The organism is Mesorhizobium sp. B2-3-5 (genome assembly GCF_006442395.1).
Classification (GTDB): Bacteria; Pseudomonadota; Alphaproteobacteria; order Rhizobiales; family Rhizobiaceae; genus Mesorhizobium.
The window spans coordinates 1-18,050 of record NZ_VFVX01000043.1 but is presented as its reverse complement, the minus strand read 5'-3'; the positions used below and the strand labels follow the sequence as shown (position 1 = coordinate 18,050).

General features: G+C 58.0%; 12 protein-coding genes and 2 pseudogenes. 4 read left to right on the top strand and 10 right to left on the bottom strand.

The features are described 5' to 3' along the window. Positions 1-8: 8 nt before the first annotated feature. Entirely contained in the window at positions 9-545 is a 537-nt protein-coding gene (locus FJ958_RS32280; protein ID WP_348642231.1) for an SMP-30/gluconolactonase/LRE family protein, read from the top strand. On the opposite strand, the pseudogene FJ958_RS32275 reads toward FJ958_RS32280, so the two are convergent. After that, positions 524-762: pseudogene (locus FJ958_RS32275) on the bottom strand (response regulator); the annotation flags it as partial. The gene FJ958_RS32280 and the pseudogene FJ958_RS32275 overlap by 22 nt on opposite strands. Positions 763-878: 116 nt before the next feature. On the opposite strand from FJ958_RS32275, the pseudogene FJ958_RS32270 reads away from it, so the two are divergent. Beyond that, positions 879-994 (top strand): annotated as a pseudogene (locus FJ958_RS32270) (DUF2958 domain-containing protein); the annotation flags it as partial. 170 nt (positions 995-1,164) lie between these two features. Here the strand turns inward: FJ958_RS32270 and FJ958_RS28205 are convergent. The 6 genes from FJ958_RS28205 to FJ958_RS28180 all read right to left on the bottom strand — a co-directional run bounded on the left by FJ958_RS28205 (position 1,165) and on the right by FJ958_RS28180 (position 11,461). After that, complete coding sequence (locus FJ958_RS28205) at positions 1,165-3,813, bottom strand: patatin-like phospholipase family protein (protein ID WP_140748421.1); 2,649 nt, start codon at positions 3,811-3,813, stop codon at positions 1,165-1,167. Further along, a complete protein-coding gene (locus FJ958_RS28200) occupies positions 3,801-4,604 on the bottom strand; it encodes a hypothetical protein (RefSeq protein ID WP_246679802.1) in 804 nt (267 codons plus the stop codon). The genes FJ958_RS28205 and FJ958_RS28200 overlap by 13 nt, the downstream gene beginning before the upstream one ends. A 214-nt stretch (positions 4,605-4,818) precedes the next feature. Next, positions 4,819-6,414, bottom strand: a complete 1,596-nt coding sequence (locus FJ958_RS28195) for a hypothetical protein (RefSeq protein WP_140748418.1) — start codon at positions 6,412-6,414, stop codon at positions 4,819-4,821. Between the two features lie 31 nt (positions 6,415-6,445). Further along, a complete protein-coding gene (locus tag FJ958_RS28190; protein WP_140748415.1) occupies positions 6,446-8,419 on the bottom strand; it encodes a hypothetical protein in 1,974 nt (657 codons plus the stop codon). Positions 8,420-8,451: 32 nt separating this feature from the next. Beyond that, positions 8,452-9,744: a hypothetical protein gene (locus tag FJ958_RS28185; RefSeq protein WP_140748412.1), complete on the bottom strand. Its 1,293-nt coding sequence runs from the start codon at positions 9,742-9,744 to the stop codon at positions 8,452-8,454. Positions 9,745-9,907: 163 nt separating this feature from the next. Then, on the bottom strand, positions 9,908-11,461 hold the full coding sequence (locus tag FJ958_RS28180; RefSeq protein ID WP_181176551.1) for a heme peroxidase family protein: 1,554 nt from the start codon (positions 11,459-11,461) through the stop codon (positions 9,908-9,910). A 391-nt stretch (positions 11,462-11,852) separates the two neighbouring features. On the opposite strand from FJ958_RS28180, the gene FJ958_RS28175 reads away from it, so the two are divergent. Both FJ958_RS28175 and FJ958_RS28170 read left to right on the top strand, forming a co-directional pair. Then, complete coding sequence (locus FJ958_RS28175) at positions 11,853-13,163, top strand: YcaO-like family protein (protein WP_246679800.1); 1,311 nt, start codon at positions 11,853-11,855, stop codon at positions 13,161-13,163. A 26-nt stretch (positions 13,164-13,189) separates the two neighbouring features. Further along, the gene (locus FJ958_RS28170; RefSeq protein ID WP_140748409.1) at positions 13,190-15,256 is read left to right on the top strand and encodes a BTAD domain-containing putative transcriptional regulator; all 2,067 of its coding nucleotides are present in this window, start codon (positions 13,190-13,192) and stop codon (positions 15,254-15,256) included. Here the strand turns inward: FJ958_RS28170 and FJ958_RS28165 are convergent. The 3 genes from FJ958_RS28165 to FJ958_RS32585 all read right to left on the bottom strand — a co-directional run bounded on the left by FJ958_RS28165 (position 15,218) and on the right by FJ958_RS32585 (position 17,869). Beyond that, positions 15,218-15,619 carry a hypothetical protein gene (locus tag FJ958_RS28165; protein ID WP_140748406.1) on the bottom strand — a complete coding sequence of 134 codons (402 nt, stop codon included), beginning with the start codon at positions 15,617-15,619 and terminating at the stop codon, positions 15,218-15,220. The two genes, FJ958_RS28170 and FJ958_RS28165, sit on opposite strands and share 39 nt — an antisense overlap. Before the next feature lies 1 nt (position 15,620). Next, positions 15,621-17,363 (bottom strand): peroxidase family protein, encoded by a 1,743-nt coding sequence (locus FJ958_RS28160; RefSeq protein WP_140748403.1) that lies wholly within the window; start codon positions 17,361-17,363, stop codon positions 15,621-15,623. A gap of 293 nt (positions 17,364-17,656) precedes the next feature. Then, positions 17,657-17,869 (bottom strand): DUF6538 domain-containing protein, encoded by a 213-nt coding sequence (locus FJ958_RS32585; protein WP_348642230.1) that lies wholly within the window; start codon positions 17,867-17,869, stop codon positions 17,657-17,659. Positions 17,870-18,050: the final 181 nt, after the last annotated feature.

Below are 18,050 nucleotides of genomic sequence, written 5' to 3'. Positions count from 1 at the left end.
ACCGATGCCTGGTCAAAACCGTTATCGCCGGCGACGAAGGCCGGCTCTATCGCGTAGATCCGAAAGGCGCGGTGACGATGCTCAGCGAAGACCGGTTCGGCATCACCAACACGATGGTGTGGCTGCCCGACGGACGCTTCGTCACCGCCGACACGAGGAAGAACGCGCTCCACAGCTATGGCTGGGACAAGAAGACGGGACGGCTGGACAAAGCCCTCCCCTTCTTCACCGGTTTCGAGCGCGGCCTGCCGGACGGCTCCTGCATGGACGCCGAAAGCCACTTCTGGAACTGCCGGGTGGTGGGCGGAAGCTGCCTCGCCCGCATCGCGCCGGACGGCGAGCTGGACCGGATTGTGGACCTGCCCTGCAGCTGGCCAACGAGCTGTGCCTTCGGCGGTTCCAACCTCGACACGCTGTTCGTCACTTCCGCGCGCTTCACGATGAGCGCGGAGCATCTTGCCGCCAACCCCTTCGAGGGGGGCCTATTTGAGCTCAGGCTGGGAGTGCGAGGCGTGCCGGGCAAAGCGAAGGGTGTTGCCAGATAGTCGTCGGCGCGCCGCTGTCGAGCCCCGCGACACGGTCGGGAATCTCGCCGCGCGCCGTCAGCTCCAGCACCGACGTGCCATCCTGGCGCGTCCTTAGCCGGCGCACCAGCCAAAGCCCGTCGCCATCGGGCAATTGGCGGTCGAGCAGGATGGCGTCGTAGTTTTCGTCAAGGGCGAAATCGTCTGCCTCGTCCAGCGAGGCGGCATGGTCGACGACCCGCGCGGCATGATGGAAGATGATCTGTCGCTGATCGAATCCGGCGCCGATTTTGCGTAACTGCTGAAACAGCGCTATCCCGCCGCCCGCGAGCCCGTGATCGGGGGGAGGGCGGCATAATCATCCTCACGCCCAATCGCGCGAGCGCCTGCTCGCCAACTGCAGCAATCGCGGCGGCGACCATATGCCCGTGGTCAAGGTCTTCAACCCACTTGGCGAAGGCGTCCGGCTGGGGGAATTCGGTCCTTCGAGGACCTCGCAAGTCCGGCTAATCCGCCCGAAAACGGAAGCCTCGTTGCGTCGAAATATGACGTTCTTAGGCTCGGTTTATTGCCCACGAAGTTGATGGCTACAGGACCAGAAACTTAATCGTCTGGCTGGCATGGTGAACTTCTCTTTGCATCACAACTCAACTGGATCGGACTCAAATCCGTATGACGTCAATAGGGTCGATGTGTCCTCGAAATTGGCCGACAAGTCGAGCTTGTCGATCATCCAGGCGCAGCTTTTCTTGCCAAGATCACGGTAGGCCTCAAACTGATCAGGGTTGAAAAACTGATCAACCGTGCTCTGATGCGGGAAGTCAGGATTTGCGGCCCTGTAGCCTTTGGTCGCGAAATCGAGATCACTCCACATCGTGGCCTTGATGTAGATTAGTGTGCCGCGCGCGCCGTCTCGGTAACGAATCTCACCAACGATAAAAGGAGACTTGGCGATGCGCGCGCCGCTTGGATAATCTTCACTATCATGCCCGAGCAGCTGCTCTGGCCCCCTCCCGTTCAAAAAGTTGATTGTTGCGCCAAAGTCTTCCCGGATACGGTTCCTTGATGAGACCAGCGCCGCGAGATTGATTGAACTGTCCTCTTCAGCGTCGACGACGAGAACGAGCCGGAGCTTACGCCGAATCAACTCGTAAAGTCCTAAATTCTCGAAATGCCCGCCATCTGAGAGCTCTAGGAAAGCGGCCTTGCGATGATGCCCGAAGCCGAAGATTCCCGATGGAAGCACTGGGCGGAAGTATGTTGGCACCTTTAGTTGGACACGGCGCGGCCTAGGAAACCTGCGTGCCAAAGCCAATCCAGCCGGGGGATCTGCTATCGCGCTCGGATTTCCAACCCACACACCCAGGCGAATATTGAGAAGTGCCATCACCGCGGACAAAAAGCGCTCCCGGGTTAAGCCTGCGCCGATGTATCCAGCGTTCGCGTTCGCCGCTGCGCCGGAGACTGCCATGGCAGTTGCCAAGGTGAGCGGGCCATTTCGTTTCAGATAGTCACTCGTTTTCATCCAGCCGGTCGCCGAGGATCCGACAATGGCGGCCGACATAATAAAATTGTCGCCGCCCCGCACAGCCACTTTTGCTTCAGGATCATTGACCAAAATGGCATGCGCGTTGACGAGATGGTATGGGCGGTTGCCGCGCTCTTCTGGCGTCCGGACAATGTGGGCTATGGAGAAATTATCCGCAACATCCGTTTCGCGTGCACTGCCCTGCTTGATCGCACTCGCCATGGGCATAAACGTCTCCATCAGCCGATCGCGGTAGAACCTGTGAAGACCTGTGGCATTGACGCTGCTGAAAAGGCCGAGAGTGCACGCGATCAAAAAGAGCGACATGAAGGGAATCGCATAGAGGTCATTATCCATGCTGTAGATTGCTTGTGCCAAGACAAAGGAAAAAAGCAGTATGCCTGAAAGAAATAAAATTGAGCCGAGAAGCGCTAGAGCCAACCCAGCGGGACCAGGAAGAAGGCTCTTTGCTTTCATGTAGTAGCCGTAAAGGGCGGTGCCTACGCCGCTCAGCAGCGACACCACCCCCCCAAGCGAACTAAGGAGAGCCGAACTGGAAGAAGCGGCCGAATCGCTTGGAGAAACCGCGCCTCCGGCGTCCGGCGTGCCCAAGACGATTAGCGGAAGTGCCCCGAGAAACAACGCTGCAATGACATTAGGCAAAACAAAGCCAGACAGCTTCTCGAAGGTGCGTCGAAGGAAATAGCCACGATTGGTGGGTCCAAAAAACTCCGCCGCAGCCAGCATTATTAGGCCAATGGCAGCTAGCCCCAAAAACAGCAGTGCCACTCCCATTAACGGCTGGACAGTGTCGAGGCTCATGAAGTTGCTGACTGTCACACATAGAAGAAGAACTGCCGCGACGCTGTAGGCTGCGACCAGCCCGATCCTCGTGCGCCTGGTGGTAACGGGGATGGCCGAGTCCGGCTGTATGCGACTGAGGATCGACAACAGGATCACTCCGAAGAAGAACAGGAGGATGAAGAAGCACGCGCCAGAAAACACCAGCGCATAGGAAGGATGCGCTTGCATGGTTCTCAGCACGGGGTTGCACTCGTCAAACTGAATTCGCAGGACGCGGCAGTCCGAGGTTGGCGGCTCTGCAAGCCAATCATCGAAATAATCGATTGCGCCAAACATCGAGACAAGCAGTGGGATCCAGACAGCCAAGCTGGCCAGGATCGTTCTCAGGACAGCTATGATCAATCCTGCGAAACCAATACCGTCACCTGATGTGAGATAAGAGCCATGGTTTCGCAGGAATTGCAGGTTCCTTGCTGCTTGCTGCTGACGGGCCCCCCCGGGATCCTCGGAATCTTCTCGATCCTGGAATGGAAAATCTTCTCGATCGGCACCAAACCTGAATATTACCTCCCGGGAAAGCTCACGCTCTTCCTTCACCCGCCTAGCGGACCAGAACCAGGAAAGGGCCGATGCGATATAGCCCCCACCCGAGACTGACGAAATGTATTGGAAGCGGGTCAGCAGGCCCTTCGCAGCAAGTACCTGGAGGACCCCGAGAGCAACCGTCGCGGCCCTAACGCCGCCGCCTGACAGCCCAATGCCGGCAAGGGCCGGCGGCTGCTCTCTCCCCCATAGGAAGAGGGATTCCTCAGCCAGCATTTCGCTTTCAGACAATATCGGCGCAAAGCCTTCCTCGTGTTTCATTTTGTTGCCTTGCGCCTGTCCGTCGGTGATGTGGCTGCCCATGTGGACTGCTCTGGTTTTGAAGTTTGCTGCGAGTCTGATCAGCCCGGCCATTTCCAGGACAGTTCCGTGCCCCGAAACCCTCGGCCACGTTCGAGATCGTTGATCCGAACAAAACTCCCGGGCTTCAGCTTCACCTGAAAGGTCACACAAGCCAGGCCGTTCTTGTCAGCCCGATATCGTTTGATCTCGACCCTTCGATTGGTCATGGACTGCCCGGCATAGGCCGGCGTTATGCCGAATAAGGCGAGAAACTGGCTGTGTTGTCCCTTGGCGACCACGCTCGGATCAAAGGAAAACTGTGAGCGGTTGCTTTGCCACTTCCCTGCGAAATAGGCGTCTGATTTCGCATCGTTGGACCAGCGGCAGCCCGAGCGTGCGGCATACTTGACGTGAAAGGCTCTGAACTTTGCATCATCCGGCGTGCGGTATCCGCTATCGTGGTAATCATCGTAGGATCGCCCGCTCACCCAAGCCCCGGAAAAGGCAGGATATGATTCGCAAACATCCATCTTCAGATAGGCGTCGCGCGTCAGCCTGACCTGCTCATCGTCCTTTGTAGAAACGGTGCCAACTACGCCACCCTTGATGACAAGGAGACCACGTCGCCCCAATCCGCTATCGGGCTCATTTGCGACATAGACGAACGAGACTGTTCTGGATCGACCATCAGCAATAAGCGCGCCCAGGTCATGAACTGGACGCCAGGTTTCACTGTCTCGAAACAACCACGCGCCGTCCGGCTGGGCGGCGGCGTTTGGAATGCCAGTGCAGTCTGCAAGGGCGATTGAAGTCGACGCCATCAAGCTCACTGCGGCGACAAAAATGCGGGTCACATTCATCATCAGCGCTCCTTTGATTCACGTTAGTCTGCCTCGACAGATAGTCGACATGGCAGCCATGCTAAGATCAGGGTGCTCGAAACTGAGAAATTTCACGGTACTGAGCGAATTGCCAAACAAAATGTCTCGCTGTCGCGTGTTCCGGCAGCGCGCGGAAAAGTCAAATACATCCGGGGCTAATCGGCTTCCAGATGTTCACGGGTTGCTGGCGTCAACGCTATTTGGCCGGTGCCTCCTTCCATTTGAAGCCCAAATACATGCCCTGCGCCACGCCGATCAGCAGAAGCAGATTGGTGTCGAAGTTGATGAAAGCGAAATTCCAGAAGACGTTCCATATGAAAATAATGCCGAGAATGGCGGTCCAGGCTACCGCTTGGATGCGATGCAGCGCCGGCCCATCACCGTCGTTGAGAATGTCTTGAAAGAACGATTTCGACACGCTGGTTTTGTCGCTTTCATCATTGAGGCTGATTGCCGCCAACCCGGAAGTGGCGTTGATTCCTAGCAGTACGAGAATTCCGCTGGTGATCAGTCCAAAGTAAATGCCCATGCTGAGCCAGATGAAAACAAAGCCGGCGATCGTGAGAATCATCCAGAAGGCCATTTGCGTCCGAGCAAGGCTGTATGGCCCGAGCGGTTGTTCAACATCTCCTGCTTTCGCCGTTGCAACCGCCGTGGTTTGATCTGCCGTCAACGCCGCTGCTGCATCATTGGCTGCAGCAGTTGTTGCAGTAACGGCTGCGGCAGCAATCTTCAGCGCGACCGCAGCCTTCGCCGCATTGTCCATCGCGTCGGCTTTCGTCGCCGCATCCGCGACGGCGGCTGCAGCCTGGGCGGCATCGGCGTCGGTCCTTGCTTTCTCGATGGCTTCGATTGAAGCCTTTGCTTTTGCCTTTGCATCGTTGTTTGCCGCCTGCGCTGCCGCCACAGCATCAGATGTCAACAGTGACGCGTTTGCGGTTTGGCTGTTGTCGCGCAGCATCGTGGTATGTCGTGCCAAACCGCAGAAGCTGATCGTAAAGCAAAAGAATGCAAGGATGCCGGCCCACAGGGTTACAATATCGTAGATCACAACTGTGAGGGTCGTGTCGCTTGTTGTTTCGGGCATCGTGGCTGAGCTGCGTGACAGTCCAACAGCAACGGCCTTTTGGCCGACCTTGGGCCTATCCGCCGCGGCGGAGGTATTATTTCCGTCCGTTGGCCTGAGACTCAGAAGTTCGCGCCAGAAGCCAGTGCCGCTTTCGTCGGCACTCGACGGCACCATCAATGGGATTAGAACAATCTGCGGGGCCCATTTGGCATAAGCCTTGACTGTCAAATTCGGGACAGCCTTGCCGTTCAGGAAGACTGACAACGGTACAGGCTGCGGTTGACCAGCTGCGGCGGTGAGCGCAGTTGCCAGGGTCGTATTGGCCTTTTGCAACTTGTCCCAGGCGGCGTCTCTTGAAGACAGAGCCGCGGCCTCATAGCTGGCTTGCGCGTCGCCACGCGCCTTCTGCGCTCGGTCGGCCTCGTCTGCCAGGCCTATCTCGGCAGCTTCTGAAACCACGCCACCGATGGCTACGCAGACACTGTGGTTTATGGACGTCTTGGGAGGCCAGACGCCCAATATCTGCGGTTTACCAGCTCTCATTAGAGCATCATTTTGCGCCGGCACGGCCAGCAAGAGGTTGGCCTTGCACTCGGCGTCGGTTGGGTCGCTGGCGCTGTGCAGTCTCTGCCATCCAGCAAGCGCGAGGCACACGGCCAATAGCCCGACGCCAGCCACCGCAAGACATTTGGCCACGAACCGTGACGTCAATCCCTCAAGCATGTGTCGCCCCTCCCCAGAACCCATCGATCTTCTATTTGTGTGCGCTTCTTACCGCTGCTCGGAATTTTTCAACCGTGGTGAGCGCCTTGTTCACCCCGTCGCTCGCGTAGTAGCTTTCGCCCGGTTTGACGTTCCTGAACTGGCCTTTGGTCGCAACGGGCACCGGCATGGAGGCCCACTCCTTGGCGAGGTTTAGGGCGAATTGATCTTCTGACATGTCGCCACTGAGAAAGGCGCCGAGGCCTCTTTCCTTCATCAACGAAATTGCCAACTGGTCCTGGTTGGCCGAAGAGAAAATATCGGCGGGCCCGATGGCGCCGTTGGTGATCAGGCCCTTCAAGGTGTTTCTGACAATTTGATACTTGCCGCAGGCCGACGAGGTCTTGTTCTGAGCGACCAGCTGGTCTTGAAAAATCAGAATGTCTCGTAGGGTCATGCCCGCCAACGCAGGATTGTTGGTATTTCCGGAATGGTCAAAGTAGGCGTTGTAATTGTTGGCGCTTTCGAGTTGCCCAATGAAATCGAGCAGCGTGTTGAATTGTCCAGCGTTAGCGGCGCCCGTCGCCGCGTCACCGGCATTGTTGTCGATAGCCCTCTGCGTGCTTTGCCAACGGATGACGATTATTTTCGAGCGATCAAGCTTGGTCAAAGTCACGCGGTCGCTCTGGTTACCGCCGAGCAACTCGACTTGCTCGTTGTCGGAGCCCAGATACCGTGAAAAGAAGCCGACATGGCTCGCGCTGGACGAATTCTTGTCCGGCGAAAGCACCACGACCGCGCCCCGCGGTGGATTGGGATCACCGAGCGGGACGCTCTCGTTGCCGAAGGATTGCCAACTGCCAGCGCTTAGCGGATTTCCCTTGATCGCCCCGAGAAGAGCTGGATTTGCTGTGTTCACGCAAAAGCCAGCGAAGGCGCCGCACCATGGCGGTATGGCAGCCCCATCGGCCAGTGGTTGGCCAATCGACTGGAAATACCCTCGAATGCGGATCTGCGCGGCAGGTTTTGTCTCATCGCCCAAAGGTTCCCAAGCCAGCCGCTCGGCGTCAGCAACCGCAAGCCATGACGCCACTCCATCGGCTTTTGGCAGATCCTCAGGAGCCTGCTCCTGGATCAGTGCAAACGCCTTGGCGAAAGCGGCTCCCAACAGGTTCTGTACATTGACGATCGCCCCGTCGACCGTTTCTACGACACCCGAATCCCAGTCCTTCAGAACATTGTCCCGCATCTTAAGATGGACTTGAACATCGGCATCGCTGAACGATTGCCTGAGGACAGCGTCAACCGCGGTGCCGCCCTGGCCGGCAAGCTTCAGGGTTCGGAAACTCTTGGCTGTTGCCAAGCCGAACATGTGAGCCAGGAGAACATCGATATAGGCCGGAATGTAGGGTCCGGCGACGGTTTGCGTATCCGTCACGCCCGCCGCCGCATCGTTCTGCGTGATTGCGGCTGACATGTCGGACATCGCCTTGCGGGCGAGGAATGCGGCGCCGGCGATTTGATCGAGGCCGATATCGCGGCTGGCCGCCGAATAATCAGCTGCTATCGGATCTGCCAGGAATGTCGCCCACTCCGTGGTGGTTAGTTGGAAGGGCCCGGTTCCATCTCCGGGGGGCGTCCTGGCTCCGATATTGCCAAGTTTGTTCTTCGTCTCGATCAGGGCCCAAGCTATCAGGTAGTCCGCCGCCACGAAGAACGGACTGTTTCCACCTTGTCCGTTGATCCAGAACTCGGCGTCGATGCATCCCTTGATAAACGACCAGATGCCGAATTCTACGCGTGGTGGGGCGGCGACCTCAACCAGCCGAACCTGACCATCGTCGCCGATTTTGCGGGCCCAACCGGTGGCGGGTTTGTCCAGCTGGCTATAAATTGTCAGTTGGACCCAATTCCCATTCTCGGCGTTTGCAAAACCAATTTCATCCGGAAGAACCTCATCGCCGTCAGCGGATGCAAGATCAGGGCTGACCTTCAAACGAGTTGGCAGCTTGAATTGGTAGTACATAACCATCTCCCCCTTGGAGAAAAATTCCCAAGCTAACTGCTGAACCCGCTAAATAAATTGTAAAAATCGGGAGTTATCTGATCGAGAAACATTCCGTCCGGATCGGAGGAGATTTTTGGGATGGTCTTAGGATCAGTTTTGTACTTCACAATATATTTTCTCAAAGTGTCGAGAGACGCGTTATCGGGTATCTCCGCGCCATATTTTTTCTTGAGGAATACAGTCAGGGCTTCGTTGAAAGTGCTATCTGTGGAAAGGTGTCTCTCCAGATAATTCTTTTGCCCAACGCCACAATCCTTGCTGTCACGCAGAACACCCAAGTCGGATGTATCAAGGACCACCTTTATGTCTCGCCATTCTTTCAAGTCGTACTTATGTGCGTTTGCGGCTTTGAAGATCTTAAGTGCGGCCTCGGTCTGGGCACCATATTCGCCATTAGCCTGCGGTTTGCCGACCGGCGCTGTGTCAGGAAAGCACAGCGCTTTCTGGATGGCCTTGGCTGTGGGCAGGTCGATCGGAATGCCGCTGGTGTTGACGGATGCCCACGATTTCACGGGTGGGCGCGGCCGAATGCGACCCTCATCGACTTTGGCGCCGCCACCTAGTGGGGCATTATTCGAGTCGAATGTGATGTATGACTTGCCAGGTTCATCCGTCCGCTGCGCAGTGGTCAGCACCGCATTGGCTTCCATTTCGATGGCAAACGGCATGCAGACGCGTAGATAGGTGCGTAGAGCGTGCAGCGCCTGCGGCTTGTTCCAGACCGTCGTGCCGTAGATTTCTTGCTTGATGTCGTGCTGACGGCGGAAAACCAGGGACTTGACCGTCGTCGCGTCTAGCGCCTCCAGCAAGGTCTTGTTGGTGTTGCGAAAAGTGTTTTCGGCTAGGCCGAAGGCGGCGGCAACGATCTTTATCGAAGGCACCGATGAAGAGGTTGCATCCAGAACCGCAGCAGAAAAACTGCCAGTGTCCGCAACCTGGGCCAGGATCGAGTCGCTGGTCTTAGCTTTGTAGTAGAGCCCATCCAAGAAAGAGTCGCAGCGTTGATCGATATCGTAGAGACCCATATCGACGAAGTTCTTCCAATCAGTGGTCGTCCTGATGGCGCATTGCCCGCCGGACGCCAATCCTGCTTGAGTGCAAATGCTCTCGGTGTAAGCGTTGAGCAAGGCAGTGTTGGCTACGGTCTGCTTGGAATAGAGATCAGGGCCGACAGCGCCCGCATAGCGACGGAAGCCGTCTTCAGGCATGCAGCCTACAACAGCCATGCACAGCACGCCGATGCGAAGAAAACGGTAGAAATCGCCGACTACTGGCAAAGACATCTTCTTTACTCGCAAGACGAAGCGGGAGTTGTTGAGATTGTGACTGTAAATGCCTCACCAGATGAGACAATCGCGCTCTTTCTCTTCTTTATATAAACGTATGCCATTCGCGAGATGATGAATGGTGATCTTTTCAGTACGCCATTCCGCAAGCATTTGGCCCTTACCAATATTTCAGGGATGGCCCCTTGCCGAGCCCGTATGACACCAGATCCTTCAGTCTGAAGCCTGCCCCGCCCACGGGCTTCCACAAAGGATGGAGAGACAGGTAGGACTTGCCGTCGCCGAACAACAATCCCAGGAAGACTTCCGCGACGATCCGACCGCCAACCGGTCCGAGCTGCGGCGTGGAACGGGTGCCACCTCCGGTCACGGGGATGGGCATGTCGGTCTTGTTCGCTGCCGCCTCGGCCAAGACATAAGTCCAAAGTGGACAGTTGCCGACGAACGCGTTGCCGTCACCGCCATTGGCCTCGACCGCGTCGATGATGGAGCCGATAACGTCGCCCTTCTCGGGCTTATCCACGGCCTTGCCGACAGAGATGTCCTTGTCGGCCAGGGGCTCAATAGCCATGGCGCGCGCAACACTCTGGCCGGAGGGTAGGCCGAGCAGCCAGCCCCGCAAGAGATTGCGCTCCCCCAGGGAAGGTGGCGGGTCGGATGCAACGGTTTTCGGCAGGTCGTGCAGGAAGCCGACCAAGGACGTGTCGATCCGGTAGGCGAATTGCAGTCGATGCAGATTTGCCGGATCCCCACTCTCGGAATCCGATCCACCGGCACGTTCGTCAATATCGATAAATCGACCCCAGTCCAGAGCGCGGCCCGGCTTCATTGTCTGGAAACCGGTAAGTGCCTCTTCATGCGGCTTGCCGGCGCGTGGGAAGATCGGCAGCAGCTTGTCATCATTCAGCCGATAGCCGGGCCTGACCATCGAATGGCCAAGTCTGTAGGCAGCAACCGAGAACTCGACCGGCATGAACGGCTGGTAGCGCCAATGGAAGTAGCGCAATCGCTTCTGATCGAAGTGACCGTCCGTCTTCAGGGCGTCAAGGATCGGCGCCTCCACGATTCGGGCGAGAAAATCGTTCACGACAACATACTGGTAGTGGAAGCGGACCAGTTGCTGGATTGTTTCAAAATCCAGGCTCGGATTGTCGTCAGCCATCCGATTGTGCACGTTCAGCATCAGCCCTTGCAGCTGCGATACGAGACTGTTTTCGTCGTTACGGGGGTCGCCGATGATTGCCCGTCCGGCGAAGCGCGGCAGATCGTGTCCGTGCTGGCCGCCCGCTCCGGTCATTGCATCGCCGTGGCGGAATCGCCCCTCTTTTGTGTACATGTAGGGCTGGTCGGCCGGACCCCGGCCATAGACATTGTCCAAGTTGAGGCTCGGCGTGCGGAAATCCACCAGCCCATCGGGGTCCAGCGACTTGCGCAAGGTGCTGACGGGATCGAAGGTGATGTCGTGGTCGACGAACTGGCCAAAATAGGTATAGAGCGCAGGAATCCCGCTTTCTTCGGCATCGAGCCCATCTTTCGGTTCGTCAATATCGGCAGACATGGCGGAACCGAGCGCCTTGAGGTTACGCCGGTTGTCATCGTCGTTTGCCCCGAACGTTGCGGGTGCCAGATTTCGGAACATGCGGCCGAAGCGGCCTTCGAACAGCGGCGATCGTGTCGCATCAATGCCCCGGGGCGGGGTGCCATGCGTTCCCATTTTTGATCTCCCTGTCTTGTCGGTTGCAGGATGGCTCTGTGCTGAAGAATCCGCCTTCGCCGCTTCCCGGCCGGCCGCGAGGCACAGACCGCCCGCCCCGGTCATGGCCCCGCGGCGGCGCTCCGGGAGGATGCGAGTTCGCGCCGATCTTCAGTCGTCTCGATGCGTCCGGTTCGGGTGGTCTGGCTCCGTAACGGTCGAGACGACCTTTCTGGATTGACCATTAGACCAGCCAGCGTGAAATCAGCGTGAGATGGGACCATCTCTGGCTCCCGTGTTTTAGCGGAGCCCGGATCGTCTTGCGCGCAACGTTTTGTTGACCCGATCAAGATCGTAAGGCGAAAGTGGCAGACAATAGGGATAGGTTTTCTTCAACAGCGAGGATGGTGGATTGACCGCCGCTAATGCGTTTGAACTGGCAGCGCGATTTTGTTCACGGCCGCAAGAATTGGCGCCTGAGCAGGCTGCAATGGCACGCGGGTTGCTCGGTGCTCTCGGCTACCTTGACTCTGGTGACACAGATCCAGACCTGATGGTGAAAAATAACCGCCAAGGACTGCTGTCAGCTGCGGCAGATTTTGGCAATCTGTTCCGCTTGCACGCCCGCTACGCACCGGGGCTGTACTTCTTTGGTGCACAGGTACACCGCAACTGGGGAGATTCTGTCTCAGCCACTTCTGCCAGCTTCAGCGGTGTCGGGCTCACGCCGGGGCGAGCATTCGAGGCCTGCATCGGAGAGGGCATCGAATATCATAGCGAATGGCACGTGCCGCACGGGACGATGAACCGCACGAGCGTAGATGCTGTAAGTCATTGGCAGGACGCTCGGCTGGCTGAACACCTGGACGATTTCCGTGTGCAATCCGGTTTTGGTGAAAGTGACCGGTGGGTGCCCGTGCGCCGGCTGGACGACGGTCGACAGGGCTATTTGCCCGAGACACTTTTCATTCGCAGCGCAAACCGAGGCGCGTGGGTAACCAGTTGCGGATGCGCCGCAGGGATAACCCACGAGGCTGCCCTGACCTCGGCGCTGTTGGAAACAATCGAGCGAGATGCGGCTGCTGCCTGGTGGCGCAGCAGGCGCGGCGGCCAGCTGATCGGACTGGAAGCGCTTGCCGGCGCGGGTGCACTCGATCTGCATGCACGCATAAGGCAGGAGAAGCTCGGCAGATGCACGCAGTTGCTCGACATATCGGGTGAGTTCCCATCGCCTGTGATCGCGGCGCTATCCTTCGACGCGGATGGTCGCGGCCTGGCAGTCGGGATGGCCTGCAGGCTGGACGCGGGCAACGCCCTGAAGGCGGCGCTGCTCGAAATGTGCCAGATGGAGTTAGCTCTAGACCTGACGGCGATGAAGCGCAGAGAGCAGGGCGATGAGAAGCTTGATGAGGTCGACCGCCTGCAGGCGGAGCGCTCCCAGATCCCCAGTGCAATCGACACCGAGCTCGTCTCACACCTCTCCTGTGGCCTGCTGATGCACAAAAATGCCGAGAAGGGCTTGAATTTCGTATCCTTGGTTGGCGAAATGCTTAAAAAGCAATACCGCATATACGCTGCAGATCTGACCACGCCGATGTTTGACATTCCCGTCGCCAAAGTCTTCGTCCCAGGGCTACAGCCTTTTCCGTCGCCGTTCCAGTCGCGCCGACTTCGTTCCCTGATTGATCAGGCCGGCCCGAGCGGCCGCGCCGATCTTATGTAGATTGAGGCAGGGAGCTGCGGCGCAAGATGATCGGCCAAAAACCCCCCACGAAGACTGCGCCGCTGATCAGCGTCACGACACTTGACAAGGTCGCGCTGAGCCAACTTGGGCGGGACGTCGCCTTGAAAAACCGCAAGTCGCGCGCCGTCCTTGCCTATCTTGCACTGAGTCCTCATGGCTTTGAAACACGCGAGCGTATCTGCGGCTTGCTCTGGAGTGAATCGGACGAGGCACGAGCAAGGGCCTCGCTGAGGCAAACCGTAGTCGATCTCAAGGACTGCCTGGCTGAAGTCGAAGGGGTCTTCTTCGGGGACCGGCTCAACGTGACGCTGAAGCAGTCGCTCGTCACGGTGGATGTGAGTGAGATCAGGCACGATCTGAAAACTGGCCGGATTCCCCCCATCCTTCTGGAGAGGCAGCGTGTCGCCGAAAGCTTTCTCAATGGCCTGGACGACATCGACCCTTCGTTTCGGAATTGGGTCCTCGTCCAGCGGCAATGTCTTCAGGATGAATTCATCTCATGTCTGGAAGCCATGGCCAAAGCCGCGGCAGACTGGCCAGCGCTAAAGCGAGCCGGACAGGCCCTGCTTAATCTCGATCCGACCAACGAGATCGGGTGCCGGGCAGTTATGGAAGCGGCGGCTCGGATGGGCGACCAGGCAACGGCCTTGAGGGCCTACAACGGACTTTGGGACCTGCTTGAAACAGAGTTCGACAGCGAACCTTCAGCCGCCACGCAGGCAATGGTCAGTGACATCAAGCTCGGCACGATCGGCAGCGCGGGCAGGGGGGCTGTGACCGCAATCGCGACCGAGGTGTTCGGGTCGCAGGCGCAACGGGCGCAAGAGCCCGCCGCCGGCGTGCTGCTGTTCGTGCGGGAGTTCGAATTGGTGAGCGGTTCCGTCCGTGCGCGCAACGCCGTGCGTATTTTCCGCAGCGAACTGGTCGCGTCCCTGGTGCGATTCCGTGACTGGGCTGTGATGGAATGGGAGGGGCATCCGCCCCGCCTCACCGAGAATGCCTATTGCATCGAGGCGACCGGATTTCTCGACGGGCCGACATTGCGTGTCAGCATGACGCTGAAGCAGCTTGCCTCCGGGCGCTACGTCTGGAGCGAGCAGTTCGTCATTGAGAACAGCCAGTGGTACCAGACCCAACAGAGACTCATCCGCCGCATCGCCGTCGCGCTGGGTGTAAGCATGTCGTCCGAACGGCTGGTTCAGATCGCCAGCATCCCAGACCTATCGCTGGAGCAGTTCGACCGCTGGCTGAGAGCGCAGGAACTGATCTTTCAGTGGCGCCCGGAATCTGAAGAACGGGCCGAGGCGCTCTTCAGATCAATCATCGCCGAGTCGCCACAATTCGCTGCCGCCCACGCCGGGTTGGCCGGCATCATCAATTCGCGGCATCTAATCTTTCCCGGCATAGGCCGCCGACGCGAACGCCATGCCGAAGCGTTGATCTTTGCAAAGCAGGCGACCCAGATCGATCCGATAGATTCTCGAAGCCAACTGCATCTGGCGTGGTCGTACGCCATGAACGGCATCCCGCAGCAGGCGGCCATCAGCTTCCTTCTGGCCTGCGAACTCAATGGCAACGACCCTTGGACTTTGGTCTCTGCGTCTCTCGGGCTTGCTTATTGCGATGATCGCGAGAACGCCAGCCGCATAGCTACTCTGGCGTTGCAGACCGGGCTCGGGGTTTCGCAATTGCAATGGAGCTACCAGGCAGGCGTGCGGTTCCTGCTTGGCGACTATGCCGGTTGCGTCGAAGCGGCCGAGCGCGCCGCTGACAGCGTGTCCTATATCGGCGGCTGGAAGGCTGCGGCTCTCGCCTTGCTCGGCAACGAGAGGGCCGCGCACGAAGAGGCCGACCGATTTTTGGCGCAACTGAAAACGGAGTGGTTTGGGTATACTCCTCCGGAGCCGGGCAATGTGGGCACGTGGCTCATGGACAGCTTTCCGATCAGCAGTCCAGAGGCTATCGAGACACTGCGCCGAGGGCTGGCCGGGGCTGGGATAGTCGTCAGCCATGAACAGTTGCCGGGGTTCCGCCTATCGGCAGCCCCGAATGGTGTAGTCGGCGATGCGTGAATAGAAGAAGCTGTCACGGTTGAACGGCACCTTCTCGAGAATGGCATCAAAATAGAAATCCGGAATGCCGTAATCTGTCATGCCGCCCTGTTCGGTCTGAAGCTTCTTTTGCGATTGCGTCACCTGGTTGTTGGGCGGCAGCCGCAGGAAGAAGACGTGGTCATAGCCTTGGACAATCTGAATTTCCTTGTAGCGGTCGGGCACGACGACGAGTCCATCCAACTGTGCCTTGAACTCGGCCAAGTCGCGCGGACGAGTACTGGGATCCTGTGCCCATTGCACCACCTTGCGGCCGGCTGCCTCGAAGTTGAGGGTTTGTATCGGATCGGGGAAGGCGTCCAAATTGTCGACCGGATCGGCCATGTCAAACTCCTGGAGTTGTGGGCGGGGTGATAAATCGGGGCCATGCATTGCCCAGGTTGAGCATGGCGGCAACGAAGAGGATGAGTTCGGGCATTGTTCGCGGAATGCCCTTGGGAAACAGCCGGGCGACGAGGTCCTGCGTGATCGGATCATCTTCGACCGTGGCTCGCGAGGCGGCAAATCTTGCCATAAAAACATCGCCTACAATCACCGATCCGATGGTTCCGAAACACAGTCCGTCCTGTTCGATCGCTGCCTCCAACAACAGCCAGAACAACAACGGCGGATTTTCTATCAGCTCAGCCGACTCAGCCGCGGTGAACGCAACGATCGACCCTTGAAGCCATGATCGAATAGCATGGTGCCGTTTCTCGGCGTCGCCTAGCAGCGGCGAGACCGCGAGAGCGGCCTGCGGCAGTTGTTCAATTAGAGCATCGAGCCTGAGCAGGCCGCCAATAGTTCCTCGGACCAAATCGCTGAACAAAAGTCCGGACGCATTCGGATCGGGCAGAGCCGCCTTGTCTGCTTCGCTTAACTGACTCGCTGCAGCGGGGTCGAGTGCTTTGGAATCGGGCCCAACGCAAAGGATCGGCATGCTGTAGGCACTAAGCAGCACTTCGTTGACCGTTGGCCCGATACGCCGACTGAACTGAGGCGTCGAGCCCGCAATCTGGAAGAAGTGCGACCAATCGGCAATCCAGTGTTCAGAGACCGGGAATTTATGCGGGCGCGACGAGGAGCGGTTGAGTAACACGTTCTCTAGGCCCTCCCCTTCCGGATGCTGGTCATTAAATACATAGGAAAGCCGGACCATTGCATGACCCAAGCGATATGCCGCGTGGGAAAACTCTATCGGGACGCCTTGCTGCTGCATGTCGACCAAGGGCCTAAATCCGTTCGCTTGGTAGAGGTCCCAGATCGGCTTGGCGATGAGGCGCGGCAGTAAGTCATTTTGCAGCACATTCCGGTAAATAGCCGTCGTAACGCGGCGTGTCCGGTCGAAAAGATACGCACCTGCCGGCAGTTCGACGTCCTTTTTGGGTATCCCGCTTGTGTTCAGAGCGCTGGCGACGGCGTTGTGCAGGTGCAGGAAAAGCGCCGTCATTTGCGCAATGTTGGCGTTGTCGTCGCCACGCTGGTCTGCGACCAAGACGTCCGTCCGACCAGTTTCAAACCCATCGCTTAGATCGGCCTGTTGAAAGCGTGGCAAGTCGCGCATGGCAAAGGGACAGGCGCCCGCTGGTATCGCCATGGCATTCGGTGACCGCGGTGCCATGGGCCCGGTACGCATTAGCGCCCTGACAACTTCGCCAGGCTTGGCCACAACATATAAACCAGGGTTCGAGAAAGGTCCTCCGCCGTAAAGGGCGTCGAGCAGGAGCGCCTCCTCGCGTTCGTTGCGGCGCCCTGCCTCGTGGGCCGCCAACAAGGGACTGAGCGAGGAATTGCGGATAATGTCGTGTGCGGCAAACTGAGCAAGATAGGTGTATCCTGCCGGGATCCGCTCGTTGGCTGTGCTGCCAACTCCGACGGATGCCACACTCATCCTTCGCAGCAGCTTGGCAAACAGACACTGAGTGGCCCAGGGCGTCTCCAGGCCATGGTAGAGCTTGGCTTCGTCCGCGCCGCCCGCGGAACCAAAATTGCGAAACTGGATCTGGCGCGGATCGACAGTGGCGGCGGCGCTTTGAACACCGTCCGTCAGAGCCGGCCCGGTCGCACTGGTCCCGCGATGAGCGTTCATGCCGGTTCTCCCCGTCCCTTCGTCTCCATCCCATAGCTGGCGTGAAACCAGCGTGAAATGCTACTAATTTCGCGGCGCGCGAGGAAAGTTCGTCTGAACTTCCGAAGCCTTACCTCTTGTTACCATCCTACAACTTCGGGTCTAAATGAGACTGTCGCTATCTGACGGCCCCTCGCTGGGATTTTCATAGAATTTTGCAAGCCATTCATCGTGAACAATCTGGGTGAGAGAGTGCGCCTCGCGGTCCGTGATTGGGCGTTTTGGGCGCTCGATCGTCTCGGTAAGTTGCTCTTTCAGTTCCCCACGCTCGGCGCTGACCCGAATCCGATCACAATCAGCTTCGAACTCCACGAATACTTCTGCGTATTTCGCTTCGTTATGTCCGGATATTTCGTTCCAAGAGTCTTGTTGACTTCTTTGCGGCCTGTTAACGCGGCGACGTCAGCCGGAACGCGCTTTCGAAACCAGTAAACGCCGGTCTTACGATGTTTGACAGGACGGCTCATAGCAAGGACCATGTGTAACACCCCTGTGCAGCACTCGGGTAGTCATAAGCATATAATTTTGCTGATTTTTCAGCTGCGACAACACCTTAGCAAGGTGATGATGCCAGAGGCGGAATCCAAGTGATTGAGATCTGTCTTTGTTTCCAGGTAGTTGACCTATACCCGCTGGCAATCCTTTCCA

Coding starts and splice junctions, on each gene's coding strand:
- FJ958_RS28205 (WP_140748421.1), bottom strand. CDS start 3,813: ATGGCCGGGCTGATCAGACTCGCAGCAAACTTCAAAACCAGAGCAGTC.
- FJ958_RS28200 (WP_246679802.1), bottom strand. CDS start 4,604: ATGATGAATGTGACCCGCATTTTTGTCGCCGCAGTGAGCTTGATGGCG.
- FJ958_RS28195 (WP_140748418.1), bottom strand. CDS start 6,414: ATGCTTGAGGGATTGACGTCACGGTTCGTGGCCAAATGTCTTGCGGTG.
- FJ958_RS28190 (WP_140748415.1), bottom strand. CDS start 8,419: ATGTACTACCAATTCAAGCTGCCAACTCGTTTGAAGGTCAGCCCTGAT.
- FJ958_RS28185 (WP_140748412.1), bottom strand. CDS start 9,744: ATGTCTTTGCCAGTAGTCGGCGATTTCTACCGTTTTCTTCGCATCGGC.
- FJ958_RS28180 (WP_181176551.1), bottom strand. CDS start 11,461: ATGGGAACGCATGGCACCCCGCCCCGGGGCATTGATGCGACACGATCG.
- FJ958_RS28170 (WP_140748409.1), top strand. CDS start 13,190: ATGATCGGCCAAAAACCCCCCACGAAGACTGCGCCGCTGATCAGCGTC.
- FJ958_RS28165 (WP_140748406.1), bottom strand. CDS start 15,619: ATGGCCGATCCGGTCGACAATTTGGACGCCTTCCCCGATCCGATACAA.
- FJ958_RS28160 (WP_140748403.1), bottom strand. CDS start 17,363: ATGAACGCTCATCGCGGGACCAGTGCGACCGGGCCGGCTCTGACGGAC.
- FJ958_RS32585 (WP_348642230.1), bottom strand. CDS start 17,869: ATGAGCCGTCCTGTCAAACATCGTAAGACCGGCGTTTACTGGTTTCGA.